General features: G+C 65.2%; 23 protein-coding genes and 1 tRNA gene. 15 read left to right on the forward strand and 9 right to left on the reverse strand.

Annotation, left to right across the window (positions count from 1 at the left end):
* Nucleotides 1–109: 109 nt before the first annotated feature.
* The 4 genes from IEV62_RS09385 to IEV62_RS09400 all read right to left on the reverse strand — a co-directional run bounded on the left by IEV62_RS09385 (nt 110) and on the right by IEV62_RS09400 (nt 2,584).
* Nucleotides 110–445, reverse strand: a complete 336-nt coding sequence (locus IEV62_RS09385; RefSeq protein WP_188446804.1) for a hypothetical protein — start codon at nt 443–445, stop codon at nt 110–112.
* A 211-nt stretch (nt 446–656) separates the two neighbouring features.
* A complete protein-coding gene (locus IEV62_RS09390; RefSeq protein WP_188446806.1) occupies nt 657–800 on the reverse strand; it encodes a DUF2256 domain-containing protein in 144 nt (47 codons plus the stop codon).
* A 138-nt stretch (nt 801–938) separates the two neighbouring features.
* Nucleotides 939–2,033 (reverse strand): 3-dehydroquinate synthase, encoded by a 1,095-nt coding sequence (gene aroB, locus IEV62_RS09395; RefSeq protein WP_188446808.1) that lies wholly within the window; start codon nt 2,031–2,033, stop codon nt 939–941.
* Nucleotides 2,030–2,584 carry a shikimate kinase gene (locus IEV62_RS09400; protein WP_188446810.1) on the reverse strand — a complete coding sequence of 185 codons (555 nt, stop codon included), beginning with the start codon at nt 2,582–2,584 and terminating at the stop codon, nt 2,030–2,032. The genes aroB and IEV62_RS09400 overlap by 4 nt, the downstream gene beginning before the upstream one ends.
* A gap of 89 nt (nt 2,585–2,673) precedes the next feature.
* Between IEV62_RS09400 and IEV62_RS09405 the strand changes: the two genes are divergently transcribed.
* Genes IEV62_RS09405 through IEV62_RS09420 form a run of 4 tightly spaced genes read left to right on the forward strand, consistent with a single transcriptional unit; the run spans nt 2,674 to nt 6,528 of the window.
* Entirely contained in the window at nt 2,674–2,811 is a 138-nt protein-coding gene (locus IEV62_RS09405) for a hypothetical protein (RefSeq protein WP_188446812.1), read from the forward strand.
* Nucleotides 2,792–4,636 (forward strand): hypothetical protein, encoded by a 1,845-nt coding sequence (locus tag IEV62_RS09410; RefSeq protein ID WP_188446814.1) that lies wholly within the window; start codon nt 2,792–2,794, stop codon nt 4,634–4,636. The genes IEV62_RS09405 and IEV62_RS09410 overlap by 20 nt, the downstream gene beginning before the upstream one ends.
* A gap of 5 nt (nt 4,637–4,641) precedes the next feature.
* Nucleotides 4,642–5,568: a tyrosine-type recombinase/integrase gene (locus IEV62_RS09415; RefSeq protein WP_188446816.1), complete on the forward strand. Its 927-nt coding sequence runs from the start codon at nt 4,642–4,644 to the stop codon at nt 5,566–5,568.
* Nucleotides 5,569–5,580: 12 nt separating this feature from the next.
* Nucleotides 5,581–6,528, forward strand: a complete 948-nt coding sequence (locus IEV62_RS09420) for an acetyl-CoA carboxylase carboxyltransferase subunit alpha (protein ID WP_188446818.1) — start codon at nt 5,581–5,583, stop codon at nt 6,526–6,528.
* A gap of 83 nt (nt 6,529–6,611) precedes the next feature.
* Here the strand turns inward: IEV62_RS09420 and IEV62_RS09425 are convergent, their stop codons facing one another.
* The gene (locus tag IEV62_RS09425; RefSeq protein WP_188446820.1) at nt 6,612–6,779 is read right to left on the reverse strand and encodes a Flp family type IVb pilin; all 168 of its coding nucleotides are present in this window, start codon (nt 6,777–6,779) and stop codon (nt 6,612–6,614) included.
* A 128-nt stretch (nt 6,780–6,907) separates the two neighbouring features.
* A complete protein-coding gene (locus IEV62_RS09430) occupies nt 6,908–7,093 on the reverse strand; it encodes a Flp family type IVb pilin (protein ID WP_188446822.1) in 186 nt (61 codons plus the stop codon).
* A 58-nt stretch (nt 7,094–7,151) separates the two neighbouring features.
* Here IEV62_RS09430 and IEV62_RS09435 point away from each other — a divergent pair, with 58 nt between their 5' ends.
* Nucleotides 7,152–7,577 (forward strand): (deoxy)nucleoside triphosphate pyrophosphohydrolase, encoded by a 426-nt coding sequence (locus IEV62_RS09435; RefSeq protein WP_188446824.1) that lies wholly within the window; start codon nt 7,152–7,154, stop codon nt 7,575–7,577.
* Between the two features lie 27 nt (nt 7,578–7,604).
* Here IEV62_RS09435 and IEV62_RS09440 read toward each other — a convergent pair.
* Nucleotides 7,605–7,678, reverse strand: a tRNA-Cys gene (locus IEV62_RS09440).
* A gap of 184 nt (nt 7,679–7,862) precedes the next feature.
* Between IEV62_RS09440 and IEV62_RS09445 the strand changes: the two genes are divergently transcribed.
* From IEV62_RS09445 to IEV62_RS09470, 6 genes are all read left to right on the forward strand, one after another.
* Nucleotides 7,863–8,528, forward strand: a complete 666-nt coding sequence (locus IEV62_RS09445) for a protein-L-isoaspartate O-methyltransferase family protein (RefSeq protein ID WP_188446826.1) — start codon at nt 7,863–7,865, stop codon at nt 8,526–8,528.
* Between the two features lie 22 nt (nt 8,529–8,550).
* Nucleotides 8,551–10,071 carry a TolC family outer membrane protein gene (locus IEV62_RS09450; protein WP_188446828.1) on the forward strand — a complete coding sequence of 507 codons (1,521 nt, stop codon included), beginning with the start codon at nt 8,551–8,553 and terminating at the stop codon, nt 10,069–10,071.
* Between the two features lie 34 nt (nt 10,072–10,105).
* Nucleotides 10,106–10,588, forward strand: coding sequence for a DUF2497 domain-containing protein (locus tag IEV62_RS09455; protein WP_188446830.1), 483 nt, complete (start codon nt 10,106–10,108; stop codon nt 10,586–10,588).
* Nucleotides 10,589–10,631: 43 nt separating this feature from the next.
* Nucleotides 10,632–12,683, forward strand: a complete 2,052-nt coding sequence (locus tag IEV62_RS09460; protein WP_188446832.1) for a S9 family peptidase — start codon at nt 10,632–10,634, stop codon at nt 12,681–12,683.
* A gap of 145 nt (nt 12,684–12,828) precedes the next feature.
* A complete protein-coding gene (locus tag IEV62_RS09465) occupies nt 12,829–15,615 on the forward strand; it encodes a valine--tRNA ligase (protein WP_188446834.1) in 2,787 nt (928 codons plus the stop codon).
* Nucleotides 15,616–15,645: 30 nt separating this feature from the next.
* The gene (locus IEV62_RS09470) at nt 15,646–17,112 is read left to right on the forward strand and encodes an MATE family efflux transporter (RefSeq protein ID WP_188446836.1); all 1,467 of its coding nucleotides are present in this window, start codon (nt 15,646–15,648) and stop codon (nt 17,110–17,112) included.
* Here the strand turns inward: IEV62_RS09470 and IEV62_RS09475 are convergent.
* Nucleotides 17,109–18,002: a diacylglycerol/lipid kinase family protein gene (locus tag IEV62_RS09475; protein WP_188446838.1), complete on the reverse strand. Its 894-nt coding sequence runs from the start codon at nt 18,000–18,002 to the stop codon at nt 17,109–17,111. The genes IEV62_RS09470 and IEV62_RS09475 overlap by 4 nt on opposite strands.
* A gap of 94 nt (nt 18,003–18,096) precedes the next feature.
* Between IEV62_RS09475 and hemB the strand changes: the two genes are divergently transcribed.
* Genes hemB through IEV62_RS09495 form a run of 4 tightly spaced genes read left to right on the forward strand, consistent with a single transcriptional unit; the run spans nt 18,097 to nt 22,371 of the window.
* Nucleotides 18,097–19,089 carry a porphobilinogen synthase gene (hemB, locus tag IEV62_RS09480; RefSeq protein WP_188446840.1) on the forward strand — a complete coding sequence of 331 codons (993 nt, stop codon included), beginning with the start codon at nt 18,097–18,099 and terminating at the stop codon, nt 19,087–19,089.
* Nucleotides 19,086–19,628 carry a GNAT family N-acetyltransferase gene (locus IEV62_RS09485; protein ID WP_188446842.1) on the forward strand — a complete coding sequence of 181 codons (543 nt, stop codon included), beginning with the start codon at nt 19,086–19,088 and terminating at the stop codon, nt 19,626–19,628. The genes hemB and IEV62_RS09485 overlap by 4 nt, the downstream gene beginning before the upstream one ends.
* Nucleotides 19,625–20,167, forward strand: coding sequence for a GNAT family N-acetyltransferase (locus IEV62_RS09490; protein ID WP_188446844.1), 543 nt, complete (start codon nt 19,625–19,627; stop codon nt 20,165–20,167). Before IEV62_RS09485 ends, IEV62_RS09490 begins: the two co-directional genes overlap by 4 nt.
* Complete coding sequence (locus tag IEV62_RS09495) at nt 20,167–22,371, forward strand: fused MFS/spermidine synthase (protein WP_188446846.1); 2,205 nt, start codon at nt 20,167–20,169, stop codon at nt 22,369–22,371. Before IEV62_RS09490 ends, IEV62_RS09495 begins: the two co-directional genes overlap by 1 nt.
* Here the strand turns inward: IEV62_RS09495 and IEV62_RS09500 are convergent.
* Nucleotides 22,368–22,883 (reverse strand): hypothetical protein, encoded by a 516-nt coding sequence (locus IEV62_RS09500; protein WP_188446848.1) that lies wholly within the window; start codon nt 22,881–22,883, stop codon nt 22,368–22,370. The two genes, IEV62_RS09495 and IEV62_RS09500, sit on opposite strands and share 4 nt — an antisense overlap.
* Nucleotides 22,884–22,935: the final 52 nt, after the last annotated feature.

Below are 22,935 nucleotides of genomic sequence, written 5' to 3' on the forward strand. Positions count from 1 at the left end.
ACGCGGCGAAAACCGAAATCCCCATAGGTCAGCACGCGTGGCCCGCGGCTTCCTGCTTTGGAGGATATCGTACGCCTGCCGGCATCCGATATCCTTCACAGAACCGGACCTACGCTACCTTCGTGATCGCGCGGGTGAGGAATTCGATCTCGCCAAGCGCGCTGGCGTCGCTGCTCCCGAGCAGGAGATAGCCCAAAGAATACTCATAGTATACGCTGACAATATCGTCGCCGAAATGTAATTCTCCCTCCACGAAATCCTCGCCCTCTTCATAGAGAGGGAGGTCGAGCGCGGACGGTTTGGCGTGCGCAATAATCGACGTGATCTCATCCAATGCTTGCCTGAACGGGATGCTATGGTCGCCAGCAGGCCCAAGCCAGTAGACCAACTCCTTACCGAACTGGGGATTAGGCTTGACCAGCGGAGCGGAGTGAACCTTTAGCACCCCGTCCTTATGCCGAATGCATAGCCGGAGGACAATGTCCGCTGACCACCCACGTTCGGTCCTTCGCACTGTCCTACATCGCGCCAGCCTGTCATGCTCGCGGTCCGCTCTTTCAAACCGTCGAACTCATCCTGCCGCGGGAGCCAAGAAAACCCGCGTGATGGTGCGACTCTGTGTGACTTTAGCCACAAAAACAGGCATCTCCAACAGGCTAGAGCCCGGTCTTGCGGCACCGGTCCGAGCAATAAACGACCTTCTCCCAATCGCGCGCCCATTTCTTGCGCCACGTGAAGGGGCGCTCGCAGACCGGGCAGGTCTTGGTCGGGAGGTTCGCCTTGGCGATGCCTTGGGGCATGGGATTACCTTCTAACAATGCGCTTCCCCGGCGAAGGCCGGGGCCCAGTCGCGGAGGTTTATCGGGTTAGGCCTGCGCTCTCCAAATAGCCGCTCGCAACTGGGCCCCGGCCTTGGGGAAGCGTGAATGGGGGGAAGCTTAACCAGCGTCCAGAAACGTCCGCACGTCGGCGAGCTCGACCGACTTGTCCAAAAACGTGCCGCCAATCCCGCGCGCCAGCAGGAAGGGCAGCGTCCCCGCATCCATCTTCTTGTCATGCAACATGTGGCCGACCAGCGTCTCGCCGTCCGCATCGATCCCCGCCGCCGCCACGCCATCGGGCAAGCCAACCGCCCGCAAATGCGCCGCCACCCGCTCGGCATCTGCCGCTGGCGCAAGGCCGTGCGCGGCGGAATAGCCGAACGCCAGTGCCATCCCCGCCGCAACCGCCTCGCCGTGGAGCAGCCGGTCAGAAAAGCCCGCCTCGGCCTCCAGCGCATGGCCGAAGGTATGGCCAAGATTGAGCAAAGCGCGCGCGCCGGTCGTCTCGCGTTCGTCCTCGGCGACGATGCGCGCCTTGGCGGCGACCGAATGCGCGATGGCATGTTCGCGCGCCGCCGGGTCACCCGCAATCAGCGCGGCGGCATTCGCCTCGCACCACGCGAAAAACACCGGATCGTCGATCAGGCCGTATTTGACGACCTCGGCATAACCCGCGCGGACTTGCCGCAGCGGCAGCGTGTCGAGCACTTGCGGGTCGATCAGCACCAAAGCGGGCTGGTGGAACGCGCCAATCAGGTTCTTGCCCGCCCGCGCGTTGATCGCGGTCTTGCCGCCGACCGACGAATCGACTTGCGCGAGCAGAGTCGTCGGGATTTGCACGAAGCCGCAGCCGCGCTTCAGGATGCTGCACGCAAAGCCGACCAGATCGCCGATCACCCCACCGCCGAGCGCAATGACATGATCGCCGCGCTCGACGCCGAGATCGAGTAGCCGGTCGGTCAGCGCCTCGAGCTGCGCCCAGCTCTTGGTCGATTCGCCCGGCGGCAGCACGATCGCTTCGCTCGCCACGCCGGCGGTGGTTAGCGCGGCTTGGAGGGTGGCGAGGTGCGGCAGGACATTCGCGTCGGTGACGATCGCCATCGTCCGCCCGCGCGACAGTGGCGCAAGCCAGTCAGCGGCGCGCGCGAGGAGCCCCGCTTCGATCACCACATCGTAACTGCGCGCACCCAGCGAAACCGGAATTGTCGTCATAACTGGCCGAGGGCTTTCAGGATGGTGTTGACCGTCGCGTCGTGCGGCGCGCGTTGGCTGGAGACGCGTAACGGCGCCAGCGCGTAGAACGGGTTGCGCACGCGCGCCAGGTCCTCAAGCACGGCGAGCGGATCGCGCCCGCGCAGCAAGGGCCGCGTGTCGCGGCGTGAGACGCGGTCGGCGAGCACCGAGGGCTTGGCATCGAGCCACACGGCAAAACCGCGCGCGAGGATCGCCGCGCGCGTGTCGGGATCGATGAACGCGCCGCCGCCCGTGGCGATCACGCGTTTCTCGCCGTTCATCAGCCGCGCGATCACGCGGCGTTCGCCGTCGCGGAAATAGGGTTCGCCGAAGCGTTCAAAGATATCGGGGATCGACATGCCGGCCGCCGCCTCAATCTCGGTATCGGCATCGACAAAGGGCAGGCCAAGCCGCGTCGCAAGGCGGCGCCCAACGGTCGATTTGCCCGCGCCCATCAGGCCCACCAGCACAATCGGCTGGCCGTTCCACTTCGGCGTTTCGGGTTGAGGGGGGGCAGGGCTTTGCAACATCGTTGTCGGGGCTATACAGCGCAGGCGCGTCTCGGGCAAAAGGCCTGTGCGGGCGCCGCCCCGAATGTTTTGTAACAGGTCCCTCGCTTATGTCCCGATTGCTCGTGCTGGTTCTTGTCGTCGTGGTCGTGCTGGCGGGCGTGCTGTTCGGCCTGTCGGCGATCGCGCATGAAAAGCCGTTGAAGCATGTCGAAAAGGCCGTGCCGGTTGCGAATCTCCAGAAATAAGATCGTACTGGCCGCGCTGCCGCTGATCGCGGCGGCGAGCCTGGCGATTCCCGCGCTCGGGCAGGATAAGCCCGAATCGATCCTGCCGCCGGGCTTTGGCGAGCCGACGCCTGCGCCGACGCAGGCCGCGCGTCCGCGGCCGACGACGCCAGCGCCGGTGGCGCAGCCAACCGTGGCCGTGCCGCAAGCGCCTGCGCCTGTGCTACCCGGCGCGGTGGAGGCACCACTCGCTCCCCCCAGTTCGGGCGCGACCCCAACCGCCATGGCGACGCCACCCGCCCCAACCGACTTTGCGGCCTTCGTGCGCGCCGATATGCCCGATTATGCCAAGCGCTCGCTCGCCCGTGTTGGCGCGGCGGGGCCGGCCGAGGGCGCGATGGGCCCGCGCGCCTTCGGGCGTGCGGATGGCCGCTATCTCGAAACCTTGATGCGCCGCCTGAACGCACCGATCGCGTCGCGCTGGGTATCGATTGCGCTGCGGCGTGCGTTGCTCGCGCGGGTCGACACGCCGCGCGGGGTGAACGGCGCGGATTTCGCGGCGGAACGTTCGTGGCTGCTGACGCGGATGGGCGAATCGGTCGCGGCGCGGGCCATGGCGCAAGCCGTCGACAGTGAGAATTACACCCCCAAACTGTTCGAGGCGGCGATGCAGGCGGCGCTCGCAACCGGCGACCCGGCGGCGTTGTGCCCGATGGTCGATGCCGGCGCGACGCTGCGGCGCGAGCGCGGCTGGGTGCTGGCGCAGGCGATGTGCACCGGTCTGTCGGGGATGGGTGCGCGCGCGCAACCGATGATCGCCGCGGCGCGTCGCTCGGGTCTGGCTGGCGGGATCGACTTGTTGCTGGCGCAGAAGGTCGCGGGCGCCGGACAGAGCGGGCGTCAGGCCGTGACGATCGAGTGGGACGGCGTCGAACAGCTGACGGCGTGGCGCTATGGCCTTGCCACCGCGACGGGAGTCGAAATTCCCGCGACGGTGTTGGCGACGGGCTCCAGCGCGGTGCAAGGCTGGCGCGCGTTGTCGCCTGCGCTTGAACCGCATGTCCGGGCGGCGGTCGCCGAACTGGCGGCGGCACGCGGGATCTTGTCGGGCGCGGCGCTGGTCGATCTTTACAGCGCGATCGAGGGCGATGACGACCAGTCGCTGGCCGAGGTCGGTATCGCGCGCGATCTGCGCGCCGCCTATGAAGCGCCCGACGCCGCGGGGCGCGCCGACGCACTGAAGCGGCTGTGGGACGAACCGAAGACGTATGAAGCGCGCTACGCGCGATTGGTGCTGACGGCGGGGGCGGCGGCACGCATTACGACAACACTGAAGGAGCCCGATGTCGATCGCCTCGTGGCGTCGATGCTGAGCGTCGGGTTCGATCCGCGTGCACTTCGCTGGCGCGAGGCAGCGGCGCGCGGCAGCAATGCGTGGGCGATGTTGACGCTGGTCGATCCGGCAGCACCGGCGCTGAGCACCGCCGATATCGGTGCCTATGCCGGTGCAAACGATCCCGAAGCCCTGAAGCAACGCATGTTTTTTGCAGGTGCCGCCGGGACCGGCCGGATGAGCGCGAACGACATTGAGAGCGAAGCGCGATCGCTCGGCGTGCGCATCGCGGATGAGGATAGCTGGACCCGCGCGATCCAGCAGGCGTCGCGTGATCAGGAGCCGGGGACCGTCGTTTTGCTCGCCGCGATCGGGATGCAGACGCGGCTGTGGCACGGCGTCGCGCCCGAAACGGTCTATCACATCTGCAGCGCGCTGCAGGCGGTCGGCATGCCGGGCGAGGCGCGGATGGTCGCAGTCGAGGCGATCAGCCGGATGTCGCTCGGGCTTTGAGCGGCATGCTGCCAGCGAGCGAGGATCGCGCGCTGATCGACCGTTTCCTGGAGATGATGGCGGCGGAGGCGGGGGCGGCGAAGAACACGATCGCGGCGTATCGCAGCGATCTCGCGCTGGCGTCGGGCTTTCTGCATGGAAGGTTGAGCGTCGCGGCACCCGAAGACCTTGCGCGGCTGGGTGGCGAATGGCTGGCACTGTCGAAAGCGAGCGTCGCGCGTAAAGCGGCGGCGCTGCGCCGGTTTTTTGCGTTTCTGGCCGATGAAGGGCTGCGCACCGACGATCCCGGTGCGGCGCTGCCGCGGCCCGGGGCATCGCGTGGCTTGCCCAAGATTCTCGACATCGCCGATATCGACCGGCTGTTTGACGCCATTGCCGCGCGAATCGCCCGCGATCCGCCCGACCCGAATGATGTGCGGCTCTCCACGCTGGTCGAACTGCTCTACGGATCGGGGCTGCGCGCGACCGAATTGGTGTCGCTGCCACGCCGTGCCATCGCGCCCGACCGTCCGTATCTGATCCTGCGCGGCAAGGGCGGCACCGAGCGGCTGGTGCCGCTGTCCGACCGCGCGCGCGCCGCAGTCGCGCTGTGGCGGGCGCACGTCCCGCCGGAGAGCCCGTGGCTGTTCCCCTCGGGCAAGAGCCATCTCAGTCGTATCCGGCTTTATCAATTGCTGAAGGGGCTTGCCGCCGAGGCCGACATTCCGCCCGAACGCGTCAGCCCGCATGTCCTGCGGCATGCCTTTGCGACGCATTTGCTGGCGGGGGGTGCCGATTTGCGCGCGCTCCAGGCGATGCTCGGCCATGCCGACATCGCAACGACCGAAATCTACACGCATGTCGACGCGAGTCGGCTGGTCGAGCTGGTCAATGCTCGCCATCCACTCGCCGAAGCGACCGCGCGCGTTGACGCGCGCAAGCGCGGGGCCTAACCGCCCCGGCCTATGGCAAGCTTCCTCGACTTTGAAAAACCGATCGCCGAGCTGCAAGGCCGGATCGACGAACTGCGCGAAACCGCCGCCGAGGGGACGGTCGACATTGCGTCCGAGGTCGGGCGGTTGCAGGCGAAATCGGACAAATTACTGCGCGACACCTATTTGCGCCTGACGCCGTGGCAGAAAACGCAAGTCGCGCGCCACGGTGAGCGGCCGCATTTCAAGGATTATGTCGCCGGGCTGTTCGACGATTTCATGCTGCTGGCCGGCGACCGCGCGTTTGGCGACGATCAGGCGATCCTGGGCGGCTTTGCGACCTTTCGCGGGCGACGCATCCTCGTCATCGGGCATGAGAAAGGCGACGACACCGCAAGCCGCCTGCGCCACAATTTCGGCATGGGAAAGCCCGAGGGATATCGCAAGGCGATCCGTTTGATGCGGCTTGCCGACCGTTTCGGTCTGCCGGTGGTAACGCTGGTCGATACGTCGGGTGCGTTTCCGGGGGTTCAGGCCGAAGAGCGTGGCCAGGCCGAGGCGATTGCGCGCTCGACCGAGCAATGCCTGTCGCTCGGCGTGCCGATGGTCGCAGCAATCGTGGGAGAGGGCGGTTCGGGCGGTGCGATCGCGCTTGCGGCGGCCAATACCGTGCTGATGTTCGAACATGCCATCTATTCGGTGATCTCGCCCGAGGCTGGGGCGTCGATTCTGTGGCGCACGTCTGACAAAGCAGCAGAGATGGCCGAGGCGATGAAGGTGACGGCGCAGGATCTGAAGGGCCTCGGCATCATCGATACGATCGTGCCCGAACCGCTGGGCGGTGCGCAGCGTGACCCGGCGGCGGCGATTGCGACGCTGGGCGACGCGATTGCGGCGGCGCTGGCGAAATTCGACGGCCAGGATCCGGCGCAACTGCGGCGCGGGCGGCGCGAAAAGTTCCTGGCGATGGGGCGCCTTTAAGCGCGGCGGCGAGCGTTACGACAAAAAAGGGCGGCGAACCGAAAGGTTCGCCGCCCGATCTTTAGAGGGGTATCGTAAGAAGCTTACGTAGCCTTCATGTTCGACGAAACGTTGGTGAACGTGGTCTTCAGCTGGTTGCCCAGGCCCTGCATCGCTGCAATGGCGGCAACTGCGATCAGCGCTGCGATCAGGCCGTATTCGATGGCGGTCGCGCCCTTGGAATTCTTAATGAAATTGCGGATGGTCTTCATGTCCGGTCTCCAGTGGTGGTTGCTTCAGTACCCGGTCGGACCGGAGGACCGGACCAACATTCGCTGGTGTAGGAGAGCAGGGTTGAGAAAAGTTTAAACAGCTCGGAACTTTTTTTAGGGGTGGATTTTCACACGCTCGCGCGCGCAGCTTCCATCTTGTTGTTGACGTTGCCCCACATGCCGGTGGTGGTATTGGCGACTTCGATGAAGGCGACCACCATCGTGATGACGATGAGCGCCGCGATCAGGCCATATTCGATCGCGGTCCCACCCCGTTTGTTACCCAGCAGTCGTTTCAGTGTCCCAACGATCATGCGGGTTCCGCCCGTGAATAATCCAAGGCCGCTACATCTAAAGGAGGAGCGTTAACGAATGGCTAAAGCCGTCACCCAAGCCAGCCTGTTCGTCGTCGCCGTGGCCCTGATCGATCAGGCGGGGCGGGTGCTGGTGCAGCAACGCCCCGCAGGCAAGCAGATGGCAGGTTTGTGGGAATTTCCCGGCGGCAAGGTCGAGGCGGGCGAGACGCCCGAGGCTGCGCTGGTGCGGGAGATCGCCGAAGAACTGGGCATTACCGTCGCGGAAGGCGCGCTGCGTCCGCTGACTTTTGCCAGCGAACCGCTCGCCGACCGGCATTTGCTGTTGCTGCTGTACCGATGCCGTGACTGGACGGGCGAACCCCAGGCACTGGATGCGGCGGCGCTGGCGTGGCACGCGCCCTCCGCCTTGCACCGCCTGGCGATGCCGCCGGCCGATAAGCCCTTCATCGCCATATTGGAACGCGCGTTAACCGGAGCCTGACGGCTTTATGGTCAAATCCAGCAAAATTGGAGGCCCGACCGGGAATCGAACCCGGGTGCGAGGATTTGCAGTCCTCTACGTCACCACTCCGCCATCGGGCCTCAATGCTTTGCGAGGCGCGGCAGATGCAAGGGACGGCCCCCACTGTCAACCACCACCTGTAAAAATGCGGCGATCGCTCGCTTGGCGAACCCGCTGCAGCGCGATAGAAGCGATCTTCGTCAATCGGTGTATTGCATACCTAAAACAGTTGTGCGAAACCGGGTGTCCGATAAAGGTGGCACAATGAAACTGAATATGCGCGATTCGGAGTCTGTGGCGATGCGCCACGCGATGGTGGCAAGCCAATTGCGCACCAATGCGGTGAGCGACGTTCGCGTTGTGGCCGCGATGGACACCGTTGCACGCGAGGCGTTTCTGCCGGCCGAACTGGCGTCGGTCGCGTATCGCGACACCGCGGTTCCGCTCGGACATGGTCGCGCGCAGAACGTGCCGATCGCGACCGGGCGTTTGCTGACTCAGGCGGAACTCCGCGCCAGCGACCGCGTGCTGCTGATTGGCGCGGCGGGGGGCTATACCGCCGCAGTGCTCGCTGCGTTGGTTGCCGAGGTCGTCGCGGTCGAGAGTGATCCTACGTTGGCCGGCTTTGCGCGCGCAGCGCTGGCGGATGTCGCTGCGGTTACGGTGATCGAAGGCCCGCTTGAGGCAGGTCATGCCCCCGGCGCGCCATATGACGTGATTGTCGTCGATGGTGCGGTCGAAGAAATTCCGGCGGGATTGATCGAACAGGTCGCGGTCGGTGGACGCGTCGTTGCGGGGATTCTGGATCGTGGCGTGACTCGGCTGAGCGCGGGGCGACGCACCGCAGGCGGCTTTGGTCTGCTGGATTTTGCCGACATTGACTGCGTGACGCTGCCCGGCTTCGCGCGGCCGCGCACCTTTACCTTCTAACGCGAAAAAAGAGCTGCGAGCGATGCGATCTCTTCCATTCCTGACCGGTACAGCGCTGCTAGCGCTGGGCGTGGCCCCTGCTCTGGCGTCGGCGGACACGCTGCGTGAGGCGCTGCTCGAAGCGTATAAGACCAACCCGACGCTTGCCGCACAGCGGGCCAATGTCCGCGCGATCGACGAGAATGTACCGATCGCGCGCGCCAGCGCCTTTCCTGGCGTACAATTGCAAAGCAGTTACACCGAGGCGGTCGTGCTGCCGGTGACCTCTTTCACCGCGCCCGCGCGCACGTCGCAGACGCAAGCCAACCTTACCTATTCGCTATATGCCGGTGGCGCAGTGAAGAACGGGATCGCCGCGGCCGATATCCGCGTGCAGGGCGGCCAGGCCACACTGCGCGGGACCGAGGCCGATCTGTTTTCGGCGGTCGTCGGGGCGTATATGGACGTGATCCGCGATGAAGCGATCGTTGCGCTCAATCGGCAGAATGTGAAGGTCCTCGAAGTCAATTTGCGGGCATCGCAGGATCGCTTCCAGGTTGGCGATTTGACGCGGACCGATGTCGCACAGTCCGATGCAAGATCGGCGATCGCGCGCGGCCAGTTGCAGACCGCCGAAGCGCGCCTCATCAGCAGCCGGGAGAGTTTCATTCGGTTGGTCGGTTCCGCGCCCGCGACGCTCGACACCCCGCCGCCTTTGCCCAATTTGCCGTCGGACCCGGAAGCTGCCGTGGACATCGCGTTGTCGGATAATCCAAATTTATTGGCCGCGCAGAAGAATGGCGACGCGAGCGCGTACGACGTCAAGGTTGCCCATGCGAGCCGTCTGCCCAAGGTCGATGCCTTTGCCGGCGGCAGCTATACCAATTATTTCGGGTCGCTTGGCAATTTCAGCCCAAACGTCGCCGCCACGCAATATGATCGCTCGGCCCAACTCGGTCTGCGTTTCACCTTGCCGCTGTACCAGGGCGGTGCGCCGTCGGCGCGGATTCGCCAAGCGCAGGAGCGTCGCGCGCAGGCGCTTGAGCAAGTCACCGAGGCTGAACGTGCCGTCGTCGCGCAGGCACGATCGGCTCATGCCGTGTGGCAATCATCGCTGCAGGTGATCGCGTCGAGCGAAATTGCGGTCAACGCGAACAAACTGTCGCTGGAAGGCGTGCGCGCCGAAAACAGCGTCGGGAACCGCACCATCCTCGACATTCTGAATGCCGAGCAGGAATTGCTCAATTCGCAGGTAACCTTGGTGACCGCGCGTCGTGACGCCTATGTTGCCGGCTTTGCGCTGCTCGCCGCAATGGGCAAGGCCGAGGCCCGCGACCTTGGGCTTGAGGGCGGTCCGCTGTACGATCCGAGCGTGAATGCGAAGCGCGTGCGCAACAATATTTGGGACTTCGCGTCCGATCCCGATCCGATTATCACCGGCACGCGGACCAATGCGACGCAGGCGCAAGGGTCGCAAGTCACGCGTCCGCTCGATCCGATTCTGAATGGAGGCGTTGACAGGAGCGCGCCGATTACCGCAGGTGAGGCGACAAAGAACCGCTGATCGGCGGTGACGGACTTTGACGAGGGTGTGGTCGATGGGGGATTTGAGCGCCGAGCCGTCGATGGAGGACATCCTTTCGTCGATCAAACGGATCATCGCCGAGGAGAATGACGCGGCACCCGGTCGCGCCAAGCGCCCGGCGCGGACACTGCCCGCGCGCTCCGACCCGGCGCCGTTCGGTCATGACGAGATCCTCGAACTGAGCGAACCTGCGCCCGAGCCCGAGCCGGATCATCCTGTTCCGGCGCAGGCAGAGGCTTCGATTGCCGTAGCTCCACCCCCTATTGCCGGGCCTGCCGATTCGATCCTGTCGGAGCGGACGGCCGTCGCGACGCGCGGCCCGCTCGACGCTTTGTCGCGCATGATCGTGAAGCCCGAGGTCGCGGGTTCGGATACGCTAGAGGGGATGGTACGCGAGATGCTCCGCCCGATGTTGCGTGACTGGCTCGATGCCAATTTGCCGCCGATGGTCGAGACGATGGTCGCGCGCGAAATCGAACGCATCACCAACAAGTAAGCGTGGTTGCGGGAAGGGCGGGGTTCTGCTGTAACTCGGCGGCATGAACAGACTTCTTGCCGCGACCGCTTTGACGGCCGCCCCCTTCGCTTTTGGCATCGCAGCCCCCGCGGTCGCTCGCCAACTCACCATCGACGATGTCTCCACGCTGTCGCGCGTCTCGTCTCCCGCGGTATCGCCCGACGGGCATTGGCTGGTGTGGCAGCAGCGTGAGGCCGATCTGACGATTGATGGCGGGCGATTCGATGTGTGGCGGCTTGATCTCACCAAGACGGGTGCCGCGCCCGAGAAGCTCGCCGCCGAGGCCGAGGTGAATGAGACCGCGCCGCAATTCTCCAACGACGGCAAGACGGTCTATTTCCAGTCCGACAAAGGCGGCGACGATGCGGTGTGGTCGGTCGGCATCGCTGGCGGCGCGGCGACGCGGCTGACGCAGTTCAAGGGCGGGATGGGCGGCTTCAAGGTTTCGCCGAGCGGGGACAAACTCCTCGTCTGGGCCGACCGCTTGCCGGGCGCGCCGAGCCTGGAGCCGGCGATGGTCAAAAAGGACGCGAACGCCGGCAATGCTCGCGTTTACGACCAGATGTTCGTGCGGCATTGGGCGAGCTGGTCGGACGGGACGCGCTCGCAATTGTTCGTGCTGCCGCTGACCGCGAGCAGTGCGACCGGCAACGGCGTGGCGATCGAGGGGAAACTGGTCGGCGACGCGCCGTCCAAGCCGTTCGGCGGGGCTGAGGAAGTGTCGTGGAGCGCGGATGGCAAGACCGTTTTCTTCGCGCTGCGCGAGGCGGGGCGGATCGAGCCACTGTCGACCAACCTCGACATTTTCTCTGTCCCCGCCGATGGCTCTGCCGCGCCGACCAATCTGACCGATGCGAATGACGGGATGGACAACCTGCCCACCGCATCGCCCGATGGCAAATCGCTCGCCTGGTTCGCGATGAAGCGGCCGGGCTATGAAGCCGACCGGCAAGTGCTGATGCTGCGCGATCTGGCGAGCGGCAAGGTTACGGCGCTGACCGAAAGCTGGGATCGCTCGGTCGGGTCGATCGCCTGGGCACCCGATTCAAGGACGATCTTCGTCACGGCCGAGGACACGCAGGAAACGCCGATCTGGTCGGTGTCGCCCGCGAGCGGCAAGGTCACGCGGTTGACCGCCGAGGGCAATGTCTCCGCCGTCGTGCCGACCGCCAAGGGGGTGGTGTTCGCGATGAATTCGCTCACCGCGCCGGACGATTTCTATGTGCTGACGGGCAAGAAGACGGCGCGTCTGACGTCGGTCAATGCGGCGAAGCTAGCGGGCGTCGAGATGCCGACCGTTACGCGTTTCAACTTCACCGGCGCGAACAACGATACCGTCTGGGGCTATGCAGTGAAGCCTGCGGGTAGCACCGGAAAGGTGCCGATCGCCTTCATGGTGCATGGCGGGCCGCAAGGGTCGAGCAACAACAGCTGGTCATATCGCTGGAACCCGGCGGTGTTTGCGGGGGCAGGGTACGGGCTGGTCGCGGTCGATTTCCACGGGTCGACCGGTTACGGCCAGAAGTTCAGCGACGATATTCGGGGCAATTGGGGCGGCTGGCCGCTCGAGGATCTGCAAAAGGGCCTCGACGCGGCGACGACCAAGTTCGACTGGCTCGACAAGGACAATGCCTGCGCGCTCGGCGCGTCCTATGGCGGCTACATGATGAACTGGATCGAGGGGCGTTGGCCCGATCGCTTCAAATGCATCGTCCAGCATGACGGCGTGTTCGACGCCCGCGCGATGGCGTATGAGACCGAAGAATTGTGGTTCGACGAGTGGGAACATGGCGGCAAGGCCTATTTCGAGGACCCCGCCGCGTTCGAGAAATGGAACCCCGTCAACTACGTCACCGCGTGGAAGACGCCGCAGCTCGTCCTCACCAGCGAGGGCGATTACCGCATTCCCTATACGCAGGGGATCGCCGCGTTCACCGCGCTGCAACGTCGCGACATTCCGTCGCGGCTGGTGGTGTTTCCGGGCGGCAGCCATTGGGTGACCAAGCCCAAGGAAAGCCGCCAATGGTATGGCGAAGTGCTGGGCTGGATGGGGAAATATACCGGGGCCAAATAACAATCCGTCACCCCGGCCTTGTGCCGGGGTCCACCAGGCGGCTGGCTATACCGGTGGATGCTCTGGCGCATTGTTTGCTGCACGGTGGACCCCGGAACAAGTCCGAGGTGACGAATGCGGATGTCATGGCTAAAGCCTCCGCATTATGACCGAACTCGCCAAAACCTTCGACCCCGCCGAAATCGAACAGCGCTGGTACGCGCATTGGGAAACGGAAGGGCTGTTCCACCCCGACCGCCCCGGTGCCGAGCCGTGGACGATCGTCAACCCGCCGCCCAACGTGACGGGCTCGCTGCACATCGGGCACGCGCTCGACAATACTTTGCAGGACATCCTGACGCGCCACGCGCGGTTGCAGGGCAAGGATGCGTTGTGGGTGGTGGGCACCGATCACGCCGGGATCGCCACGCAAATGGTGGTCGAGCGGCAGCTGAACGAGCGGCAGGACAAGCGCACGAACTATACGCGCGAGCAGTTCGTCGAAAAAGTGTGGGCGTGGAAGGAAGAGAGCGGCGGCGAGATTACGCAGCAGCTCCGCCGCCTTGGCTGTTCGATGGATTGGGCGAACGAGCGCTTCACGATGGACGAGGGCTTTTCAAAGGCCGTGCTCAAGGTGTTCGTCGACCTGCACAAGGAAGGGCTGATCTACCGCGACAAAAGGCTGGTCAATTGGGATCCCGGCCTCGGCACCGCGATCAGCGACCTCGAGGTTGAAACGCGCGAGATCAAGGGCAGCTTCTGGCGGCTGCGCTATCCGCTCGCCGACGGATCGGGCTTCATCGAAGTCGCGACGACGCGGCCCGAGACGATGCTCGCCGACATGGCGGTGGCGGTGAATGCGGCGGATGAACGCTACACGCATCTCGTCGGCAAGCAGGTGCGGCTGCCGATTACCGGGCGGCTGATTCCGATCATCACCGACGACCATGCCGATCCCGAGCTGGGTTCGGGCGCGGTGAAGATCACGCCGGGGCATGATTTCAACGATTTCGAAGTCGGCAAGCGGGCCGGGATCGCGGCGGGCGCGATGCTCAATATGCTCGATGCCAAGGCGCAGGTGGTGCAGGTTGCGGACGAGCTGATCCCCGACGTGTTCCTTGGCCTCACCACGGCCGAGGCGCGCAAGGCTGTGGTCGCGCAGTTGAAGGCCGAGGGCTTCCTGATCCCGCACATCGACAAGGACGGCGAGGAGCACGACGCCGAGCCGCGCACGATTCAGACGCCGTACGGCGACCGCTCGGGCGTGGTGATCGAGCCGTGGCTGACCGATCAATGGTATGTCGATGCGGCAACGCTCGCGAAACCGGCGATCGAGGCGGTGCGCTCGGGCGCGATCGAGATCGTGCCCAAGACGTGGGAAAAGACGTATTTCAACTGGATGGAGAATATCCAGCCGTGGTGCGTCTCGCGGCAGCTTTGGTGGGGGCATCGGATACCGGCTTGGTTTGCCGAGGACGGGTCGATCCATGTTGCGCTGACCGAGGCCGATGCCCAGGCGCAGGCCGGTAAGGGCGTAGCGCTGAGGCAGGATAACGACGTGCTCGACACATGGTTCTCCTCCGCGCTGTGGCCGTTCGCGACGATGGGGTGGCCGGATTCTTCTTACCCCTCCCCTTCAGGGGAGGGGCAAGGGGTGGGGCCTCTCCGTCTCACCGAGCCTGCGCTCGCGGGACGGCCCCACCCCAACCCCTCCCCTGAAGGGGAGGGGCTCAATACGCTCCACGGCCGCTATCCCAATGACGTGCTCATCTCGGGCTTCGACATTCTGTTCTTCTGGGATGCCCGCATGATGATGCAGGGCCTTCATTTCATGAAGGATGTGCCCTTCAAGAAACTCTACCTGCACGGCCTCGTCCGTGCGGCGGACGGGCAGAAGATGTCCAAGTCGAAGGGCAATGTCGTCAATCCGCTCGGGTTGATCGACAAATACGGCGCCGACGCGTTGCGCTTCTTCATGGCGGCGATGGAAAGCCAGGGCCGCGACATCAAGATGGATGAGAAGCGCGTCGAGGGCTATCGCAACTTCGCGACCAAGTTGTGGAATGCGTGCCGTTTCGCGCAATCGAACGGGATCGGCGCGAGCAGTTCGGCGATTGCGCCGGACGCGACGCTCGCGGTCAACAAATGGATCATCGCCGAGACGATCGGGTGTGTTCAGGCGGTCGACCTCGCGCTCGCCGATCTGCGCTTCGATGGCGCGGCGAATGCGGTGTATCAGTTCGTGTGGAGCCGGTTTTGCGACTGGTATCTCGAGCTGATCAAGCCGGTGTTCGACGGCGACGAAAAGGGCAGCATCGATCCCGAGAGCAAGCTGGTCGCCGGTTGGGTGATCGACCAGATCCTCGTGCTGCTTCACCCGTTCATGCCGTTCATCACCGAAGAATTGTGGCACGCGATGGGCGCTCGCGAGAACGATCTGATCGTCGCGCAGTGGCCGATGGCTGACGCGCAATCGATTGATCCCGCAGCGAGCAAGGAAATCGACTGGCTGATCCGGCTGGTGAGCGAGGTGCGTGCCGCGCGCAACGAGCTCGGTATCGCGCCGGGTGTGCGGATGGCGGTGCATGTACTCGACGCATCGTCCGAGACCACCGCGAGGATCGAACGGCAGACCGCTGCAATCGCGCGGCTGGCGCGGATCGATGTTGCGACCGGAGCGGCACCGAGCGGCGGGGCGTTGCAGGTCGTGGTCGATGCGACGACCTTCGTTCTTCCGCTCGAAGGGGTCATCGACATCGCCGCCGAACGCGCGCGCCTGATCAAGGGCATCGAGGCGGCGGCGAAGGAACGCGATGCGCTCGCCGGGCGGCTCGGTAACCCGAGCTTTGTCGAGCGCGCCAAACCCGAAGCGGTCGAGAAAGCGCGTGCCGATCATGCCGACAAGGCCGCCGAGGCCGAGCGGCTGAGCGCGGCGCTGGCGCGGTTGGGGTGACGAATACGTAAGGGCGGGATAAGAGCAACGATGGCAACGTCTCCAACGCGCACTGGCGCACCCACTCGTCCCGGCCAGCGCGACCTCACCACCGGCCCGATCGCCGCGACGCTGCTCGCCTTCGCACTCCCCACGCTCGGTTCGAACATTCTGCAATCGCTAAACGGGTCGATCAACACGATTTGGGTCGGGCGGTTTCTGGGCGAGAGCGCGGTGTCGGCGACGGCGAACGCCAACACGATCATGTTCCTGATGTTCGCCGCGGTGTTCGGCTTCGGCATGGCCTCGACCATTCTGATCGGCCAATCGATGGGACGACGCGATGTCGAGGCGGCGCGGCGCGCGTTCGGCGCATCGATCGGCATCGTGATGAGCGGCGCGGTGGTGATCGCGACGCTCGGATGGATCTTCGCGCCCGCTATCCTGCACGCGCTGGCAACGCCGCCGAGCGTGATGCCGCTGGCGCTCGCCTATCTCCGCGTCATTTTCCTCGCCCTGCCGGCATCGATGTTGCTGGTGCTGCTCAGCATGGCGCTGCGCGGCATTGGCGATTCGGTCACGCCCTTATGGTTCACCGTGCTGAGCGTCGCGCTCGACAGCGGGCTCAACCCGATCTTTATCCGCGGCTGGTTCGGCATGCCGGCATTGGGGATTGCCGGGTCGGCGACTGCCACGCTGATTGCTTCGTATGTCGCCGCGTTCGGGCTGCTCGCTTATGTCTATGTGCGCGATTTGCCGATCCGGTTGCGCGGGCATGAAATCACGTGGCTGATCCCCAGTGCGGCGCTGGCGCGAACGATCCTGGCCAAGGGTTTGCCGATGGGCGCGCAGATGCTCGTCGTCTCGCTGGCGGCGCTGGCGATGACCGGCCTCGTCAACCGCTACGGCGTCGATACCAGCGCGGCGTACGGCGTTTCGATGCAATTATGGGGTTATGTCCAGATGCCCGCGCTCGCCGTCGGTGCGGCGGTGAGCAGCATGGCGGCGCAAAATATCGGCGCGGGGCTGTGGGACCGGGTCGATCGGATCACAGGCTCCGGCATCCTGTTCAGTGCGCTCATCACCACGACGATGGTGGTCGCGATCATCGCGTTCGATCGCCCGGTGATGGCGGTGTTCCTCGGCAGTGACAGCCCGGCAATCCCGATCGCGCGCCATATTCAGGTGCTGGCGAGCTGGAACTTCATCGTGTTCGGCATGACGATGGTGCTGTTCTCGACCGTGCGCGCCAATGGCGCGGTGTGGGCGCCGCTGACGATGCTGATCGTGTCGCTGTTCCCGGTGCGTTTGGGTTTCGCGCTCGCGTTCGAACACAGCCTCGGCGCGGATTCGTTATGGTGGAGCTTCCCGCTCGGTTCGCTCGCCAATCTGGCGATGGCGGCGTGGTACTACCGCTACGGCGGATGGCGCGCGCAGCGGATGGTCGTGCCGCCCGAAGCCCCGCCCGAACAGGGCGGGGACGGCGAACCGGTCGGGCGGCTGCACCCGGCGAGTTAGGCGGCCGCTTCGGGGGCAGGCACCATCACCTCGATGACCCCCGCCGCAATGCGCGCGGTGACGGGGGTGGTGGCGAGCACTTCGCCATCGATCGAAATCGGCAGCGGCGGCTCGGTACGGATGCGCAAGCTGGTGCCGATGAACTCCTCGGTCGTCTCATGCCGCGCGTCGAGCCGCAGCAGCGACGCCGCCCAATTCTTGACGAGGCGGCGCTTCACATGGCCCGTCACCGCCTGGACGACGATGACGCCGTTATCGACCGCGGCTTTGTCGTTGACTTCGGTGCCGCCGTGATAGGGTCCGTTCGAAATGCGCACCTCGACTGCAGCGATCCGGCGCTCGCTGGGACCTTCACCGATGATCAACGTGAACGGCTTGAAGTGCAAAAACTCCCACGCTGCCCAGCCGAGATAGCCCACGCGACCGAGATATTTCTTAAGATTATGCGGAATGCTCTGCGCGATTTGCGGCGCGATACCGATCGCGGCACCATTGGCGAAATAATCGTCGTCGATCATGCCGAGATCGATTCGCTTGAAATGCCCGCCGGCGATGACACCGATTGCGCCATCGATGTCGAGCGGTATCCCGAGTGTGCGGGCAAAGCTGTTCGCGGTGCCGAGCGGAAGAACTGCGAGCGCAATGTCGGTCGAGACGAGCTTGTCGACCAGCCCGCTGACCGTCCCGTCGCCACCGCCGAGGATCATCAGATCGGGCTTTCTGGCAAGCGCCGCATCCATCGTCGCTTCGAGATCCTTGGGGTCATGGACGGCATGCGCATCGACCGGAAAGGGCAGGCCTTTCATTGCAGCGCAGGCGTGTTCGAACAGATCCTGCCCTTTGCGGGACTTGGCGTTGACAATCATCGCGGCGGATTTGATCACGCGCATCGGCAATAGGCTTTCGTCGGGGGAGGGGGCGGCTCAAGGATTTCGGCTGCGTAACGCTTGCGTCCCCCATGCCGATCCATCACAAGTCGCGACCATGACCGCACACTATCCCGCCCTCCGCCTTCGCCGTACTCGCGCCTCCGCCTGGAGCCGCCGTCTCCATGCCGAAACGGTGCTGACTCCCGCCGATCTGATCTGGCCGTTGTTCATCGCCGACGGCACGGGGGTGGAGGAGCCGATCGCTAGCCTGCCCGGCGTATCGCGCTGGTCGGTCGACGGGATTGTCGCGCGGGGCAAGGAAGCGCGTGATCTCGGGATTCCGTGCATCGCCTTATTCCCCAACACGCCGGGGCATCTGCGCAGCGCGGGCGGCGAGGAAGCGCTCAACCCCGACAATCTGATGTGCCGCGCCGTGCGCGCGTTGAAAGACGCGGTGCCCGAGATCGGCGTGCTGACCGACGTCGCGCTCGATCCGTACACTGCGCATGGGCATGACGGGCTGATCGACGACGCCGGTTATGTGATGAACGATGCGACGTCCGAAGTGCTCGTCGCACAGGCGCTCAATCAGGCGGCGGCGGGGGCGGATATCATCGCGCCGTCGGACATGATGGACGGTCGCATCGGCGCGATCCGCGATGCGCTGGAGGGGGCAGGGCATCACAATGTCCAGATCATGTCCTATGCCGCGAAGTACGCCAGCGCCTTCTACGGCCCGTTCCGCGATGCGGTCGGCTCGCGCGGGCTGCTGAAGGGCGACAAGAAGACCTATCAGATGGATTCGGCCAATGCCGAGGAGGCTTTGCGCGAAGTCGCGCTCGATCTCGCCGAGGGTGCGGACAGCGTGATGGTCAAGCCGGGCTTGCCGTATCTCGACATCGTCGCACGCGTGAAGTCGGCGTTCGAAGTGCCGGTGTTCGCCTATCAGGTCAGCGGCGAGTACGCGATGATCGAGGCGGCGGTTGCGGCGGGTGCGGCCGAGCGCGATCCGATGGTGCTGGAGACGCTGATGGCGTTCAAGCGCGCGGGCTGTTCGGGGGTGCTGACCTATCACGCGGCGCATGCTGCGCGGCTGCTGGGAAAATGATCGACGCGGTTGTGGAGACGGCGCGGCTGCGGCTGCGTGTGCCCGACCCATCTGACCGGCCCGCGTTGCATGCGATGTGGGCGGACCCGCAGGTGATGGCCGATCTCGCGCCGGTGAAGGATGCGGCGGCCAGCGACGAGACGCTCGCCCGGCACGACAGTTTTCGTCACGAACGGATCGGCTTCTGGACAGTCGAGCGGCGCGCAGATGGCGCGGTGATCGGCTTTTGCGGCCTGAAGCGCGGTAATCCGGGGTCGCCGATCGAAGGCGTGCTCGAGATTGGCTGGATGCTGGCCGTACCGTATTGGGGGCAAGGCTTTGCCAAGGAGGCGGCCGCTGCCAGCATCGACTGGGCCTGGGCGAACCTGGCCGAAGACCGCATTGTTGCGATAACCGCGGCGCGCAACGCGAAGAGCCGGATGCTGATGGAGCGGCTCGGCATGGACCGTGTCACCGGCGGCGATTTCGACCATCCGAATTTTGCCGAAGGCGATCCGCTGCGCCGCACCGTTCTGTACGAAATTTTGCGACCGGCATGATCGAGACCGAACGCCTGATCCTCCGCGGGTGGCGTGAGGCCGATATCGTGCCGTTTCATGCGATGGGGCAGGATGCGGACGTGATGCGCTATCTCGGGCCGCCGGCGACGATGGCGGATGCACGCGCCGGCTATGATCGGATGGTCGCGCGACAAAGCGAGCACGGCTATTGCTTCTGGGCGGCCGAGCGTAAGGCCGATGGCGCCTTCCTCGGCTTTTGCGGATTGCAGCCCGGCTACGCTTTCCTCGATGGCGAAATTGAGATCGGCTGGCGGTTGCGCCACGACGCGTGGGGGCAGGGCTATGCGCGTGAAGCCGCAGCGGCGAGCCTCGCCTGGGGTTGGGCGAATCTGGACGCGCCGCGCATCACCGCGATCACTGTCCTTGCCAATACGCGGAGCTGGAGGCTGATGGAGCGGCTCGGCATGACGCGCTATCCGGACGAGGATTTCGATCACCCGGGCGTGGCCGATGACAGCCCGCTCAAGCGCCACATCCTCTATCGCATCACCCGTCCTTCACCATACAGGCCTGCCTGATGTCCGCACGCTTCGCGCGCCCGTTGTTCATGCTGACGATTCTCGCCGGTTCGTTCCTGCTGTTCCTCGTCCAGCCGATGGTTGCGCGGATGGCTTTGCCGCGGCTGGGGGGTGCCTCGGCGGTGTGGAATTCGGCGATGCTGGTCTATCAGGCGTTGCTGCTGGGCGGTTATGCTTATGCGCACTGGCTCGGGCGGCTGAGCCCGCGCACGCAGGGCATGATGCATCTCGGCGTGTTGCTCGTCGCGGCGCTGTGGCTGCCGATCGGGCTGAAAGCGATGGACCTGTCGCCGACCGCGCAGCCCGCAATCTGGGTACCGTATCTGCTCGGCATTTCGATCGGGCCGCTGTTTTTCGCAATCTCGGCGCAGGCGCCGCTGCTGCAACGCTGGTTCAGCTTGTCGCGCGCCGATGCGAATCCGTATGCGCTGTACGCAGCCTCGAACTTCGGCAGTTTCGCCGGGCTGATCGCTTACCCACTGTTCGTCGAACCCGGGATGGCGCTGTACGGCCAGCGTATCCTGTGGAGCAGCGGCTATATCCTTGTCGCGCTTCTCGTGGCGTTGTGCGCTGCGACGCTGCCGCGTGGTGGCGTGGTTGCCGCCGAACCCGTGGCTGTTTCACCACCGCCGACGCGCGGGCGGATTGCGCATTGGGTGCTACTTGCCTTCGTGCCCTCGGGGCTGATGCTGGCGACCTCGACGCTGATCACCACCGACATCGTCGCGATGCCGCTGCTGTGGGTGCTGCCGCTCGGCCTGTATCTGCTCAGCTTCACGATCGCTTTCGCGACCGAGCGCATGACCGCCGACATCCAGACGCGGATCGCACCGATCGGTCTCTTGCTGTTCGGCGGATTGCTGGTCGGCGGATTGTCGGCGATCCCGCTGCTCGGCGCGATCATGGCGCTGGCGCTGTTGTTTCTGCTGTCGGTCGCGTTGCATACCGGGCTTTATCGTATCCGGCCCGAGCCTGACCGGCTGACCGGTTTTTATCTGGCGATGTCGGTCGGCGGCGCGCTCGGCGGCGTGTTTGCCGCGCTGATCGCCCCGCTGGTGTTCGACTGGACCTACGAATATCCCATCTTGCTGCTGCTGGCGGGCATTTTGATGCCGCAGAAATATCTGATCGGCCCGGTGCGGCGGCTGTGGGAAGGCAATACGCAGCGTGGGCGAATTTCACTCTATTGCGTGGCAATCGCGGTGTCCGGCCTGGTCGCGACGGTGATCACTCTTTCCGGCCCGACCGACAGCGTCGGCTCGATACAGCAAGTTGCCTTGATTGTGATGCTCTGCATCGGGCTGGTCGCGATCGGGTCGCGCCGCGCGTTCGGGATCGTGATGCTCGGGTCGCTGATTGCGTTCGGCGGCTATCATGCCGTGCGGATCTCGCTCGAACCCGGCGCGCGCACGCGCAGCTATTTCGGCATCTATACCGTGCGTGGCAACGCGACGCAGCGGAAATTGGCGCACGGCACGACGGTGCACGGCACGCAGCTGCGCGGTTCGTCCGACAAGGAGCGGACCCCGACCGCCTATTACGTGCCGGGATCTGGGGTCGGTCAGGCGATGCTGGCGCTCCCAACGCTGTACGGTGCGCGTGCGCGCGTCGGAGTGGTCGGGCTGGGGGCCGGCACGCTCGCTTGCTATGCACGGCCGGGGCAGGATTGGCGCTTCTACGAGATAGACCCGACCGTGGTGCGGATTGCACGCGATACCGGGCAGTTCAGCTTCCTGTCGCGCTGTCTGCCAAACCCGCGGATCGTGCTCGGTGATGCGCGGCTGAACCTTGTGCGCGAGCACGACGCCTCGCTCGATCTGCTCGCGCTCGATGCATTTTCATCCGATTCGGTGCCGATGCATTTGATGACGCGCGAAGCGTTCGCGCTGTACGGCCGTGTCCTGGCTCCGCGCGGTCTGCTGCTGGTCCACATCTCGAACCGCTTCCTCGATCTCGAGCCGGTCGTCGCGGCGGCGGCGAGGGATGGCGGGTGGCATGCGGCCAAGCTGGCCTACACGCCTGGCCCCAGCGATACCGCAGCCGCGACCCAGTCGTTGTGGATCGCCCTTTCGCGTGATCGGCAAGCGCTTCGGGTCCTGAAGACCTATGACGCCTCGTGGCTACCGGTGAAAACGCGCCCTGACTTTACGCCGTGGACCGACGATTATTCGACGATCCTGCCGCTGCTCAAGGTCGGTCGCTAAGCGGCGGGCAGACGATCGGAAATCGCGGTAATCCGCGCCGCCTGTTCGTCAAATGCGGCCTGGGCGGTCGCGTGCAGGGCAGTGAGCGCGGGATAGTCGGGCTTGCCCTCCGCCGCGCGGTTGAGCGCGAGCGTGTCGAGATCGGTCACCGCCGACGACAGCGTCGCGCGGTAGCCGTCCAGTTCGGCGATTGCGGTTTGTGCCGCGATCCAGCGATCGCCGCCGACCGAATCGCCCTGCGCCGTGCTGGCGAGCCGGTCGGCGGTCTGTGCGGCCTTCGCAAAATCGGCGATGGCGGCCGCGATCGTTGCGCGAAGCTCGGGCAGGGCGGCATCGACGGTCGAATCGGACTCGGCCAAGCCGACGAGGACGTCCGGCTCGGCATCGCTGCGCGACTCGATCGCGCGCGGCAGTAGCGAGGGATAGCGACTGGAAGTCTGCGCGACGCATCCGCCCAGCGCGAATGACACGAGCAGGCAGGCGGCGCGAGCAAGGGGGAGGGGGCTGTTCATCGCCTTATGCTCTATGCCGACGAAAACCTTCGCGCAACGCACTTGCGCGACC

This window comes from Sphingomonas psychrolutea, from assembly GCF_014636175.1.
In the GTDB taxonomy this organism is placed as follows: domain Bacteria; phylum Pseudomonadota; class Alphaproteobacteria; order Sphingomonadales; family Sphingomonadaceae; genus Sphingomonas; species Sphingomonas psychrolutea.

Coding starts and splice junctions, on each gene's coding strand:
- IEV62_RS09390 (WP_188446806.1), bottom strand. CDS start 800: ATGCCCCAAGGCATCGCCAAGGCGAACCTCCCGACCAAGACCTGCCCG.
- aroB (WP_188446808.1), bottom strand. CDS start 2,033: ATGACGACAATTCCGGTTTCGCTGGGTGCGCGCAGTTACGATGTGGTG.
- IEV62_RS09400 (WP_188446810.1), bottom strand. CDS start 2,584: ATGTTGCAAAGCCCTGCCCCCCCTCAACCCGAAACGCCGAAGTGGAAC.
- IEV62_RS09405 (WP_188446812.1), top strand. CDS start 2,674: ATGTCCCGATTGCTCGTGCTGGTTCTTGTCGTCGTGGTCGTGCTGGCG.
- IEV62_RS09415 (WP_188446816.1), top strand. CDS start 4,642: ATGCTGCCAGCGAGCGAGGATCGCGCGCTGATCGACCGTTTCCTGGAG.
- IEV62_RS09420 (WP_188446818.1), top strand. CDS start 5,581: ATGGCAAGCTTCCTCGACTTTGAAAAACCGATCGCCGAGCTGCAAGGC.
- IEV62_RS09425 (WP_188446820.1), bottom strand. CDS start 6,779: ATGAAGACCATCCGCAATTTCATTAAGAATTCCAAGGGCGCGACCGCC.
- IEV62_RS09430 (WP_188446822.1), bottom strand. CDS start 7,093: ATGATCGTTGGGACACTGAAACGACTGCTGGGTAACAAACGGGGTGGG.
- IEV62_RS09435 (WP_188446824.1), top strand. CDS start 7,152: ATGGCTAAAGCCGTCACCCAAGCCAGCCTGTTCGTCGTCGCCGTGGCC.
- IEV62_RS09445 (WP_188446826.1), top strand. CDS start 7,863: ATGAAACTGAATATGCGCGATTCGGAGTCTGTGGCGATGCGCCACGCG.
- IEV62_RS09450 (WP_188446828.1), top strand. CDS start 8,551: ATGCGATCTCTTCCATTCCTGACCGGTACAGCGCTGCTAGCGCTGGGC.
- IEV62_RS09455 (WP_188446830.1), top strand. CDS start 10,106: ATGGGGGATTTGAGCGCCGAGCCGTCGATGGAGGACATCCTTTCGTCG.
- IEV62_RS09460 (WP_188446832.1), top strand. CDS start 10,632: ATGAACAGACTTCTTGCCGCGACCGCTTTGACGGCCGCCCCCTTCGCT.
- IEV62_RS09465 (WP_188446834.1), top strand. CDS start 12,829: ATGACCGAACTCGCCAAAACCTTCGACCCCGCCGAAATCGAACAGCGC.
- IEV62_RS09470 (WP_188446836.1), top strand. CDS start 15,646: ATGGCAACGTCTCCAACGCGCACTGGCGCACCCACTCGTCCCGGCCAG.
- IEV62_RS09475 (WP_188446838.1), bottom strand. CDS start 18,002: ATGCGCGTGATCAAATCCGCCGCGATGATTGTCAACGCCAAGTCCCGC.
- hemB (WP_188446840.1), top strand. CDS start 18,097: ATGACCGCACACTATCCCGCCCTCCGCCTTCGCCGTACTCGCGCCTCC.
- IEV62_RS09485 (WP_188446842.1), top strand. CDS start 19,086: ATGATCGACGCGGTTGTGGAGACGGCGCGGCTGCGGCTGCGTGTGCCC.
- IEV62_RS09490 (WP_188446844.1), top strand. CDS start 19,625: ATGATCGAGACCGAACGCCTGATCCTCCGCGGGTGGCGTGAGGCCGAT.
- IEV62_RS09495 (WP_188446846.1), top strand. CDS start 20,167: ATGTCCGCACGCTTCGCGCGCCCGTTGTTCATGCTGACGATTCTCGCC.
- IEV62_RS09500 (WP_188446848.1), bottom strand. CDS start 22,883: ATGAACAGCCCCCTCCCCCTTGCTCGCGCCGCCTGCCTGCTCGTGTCA.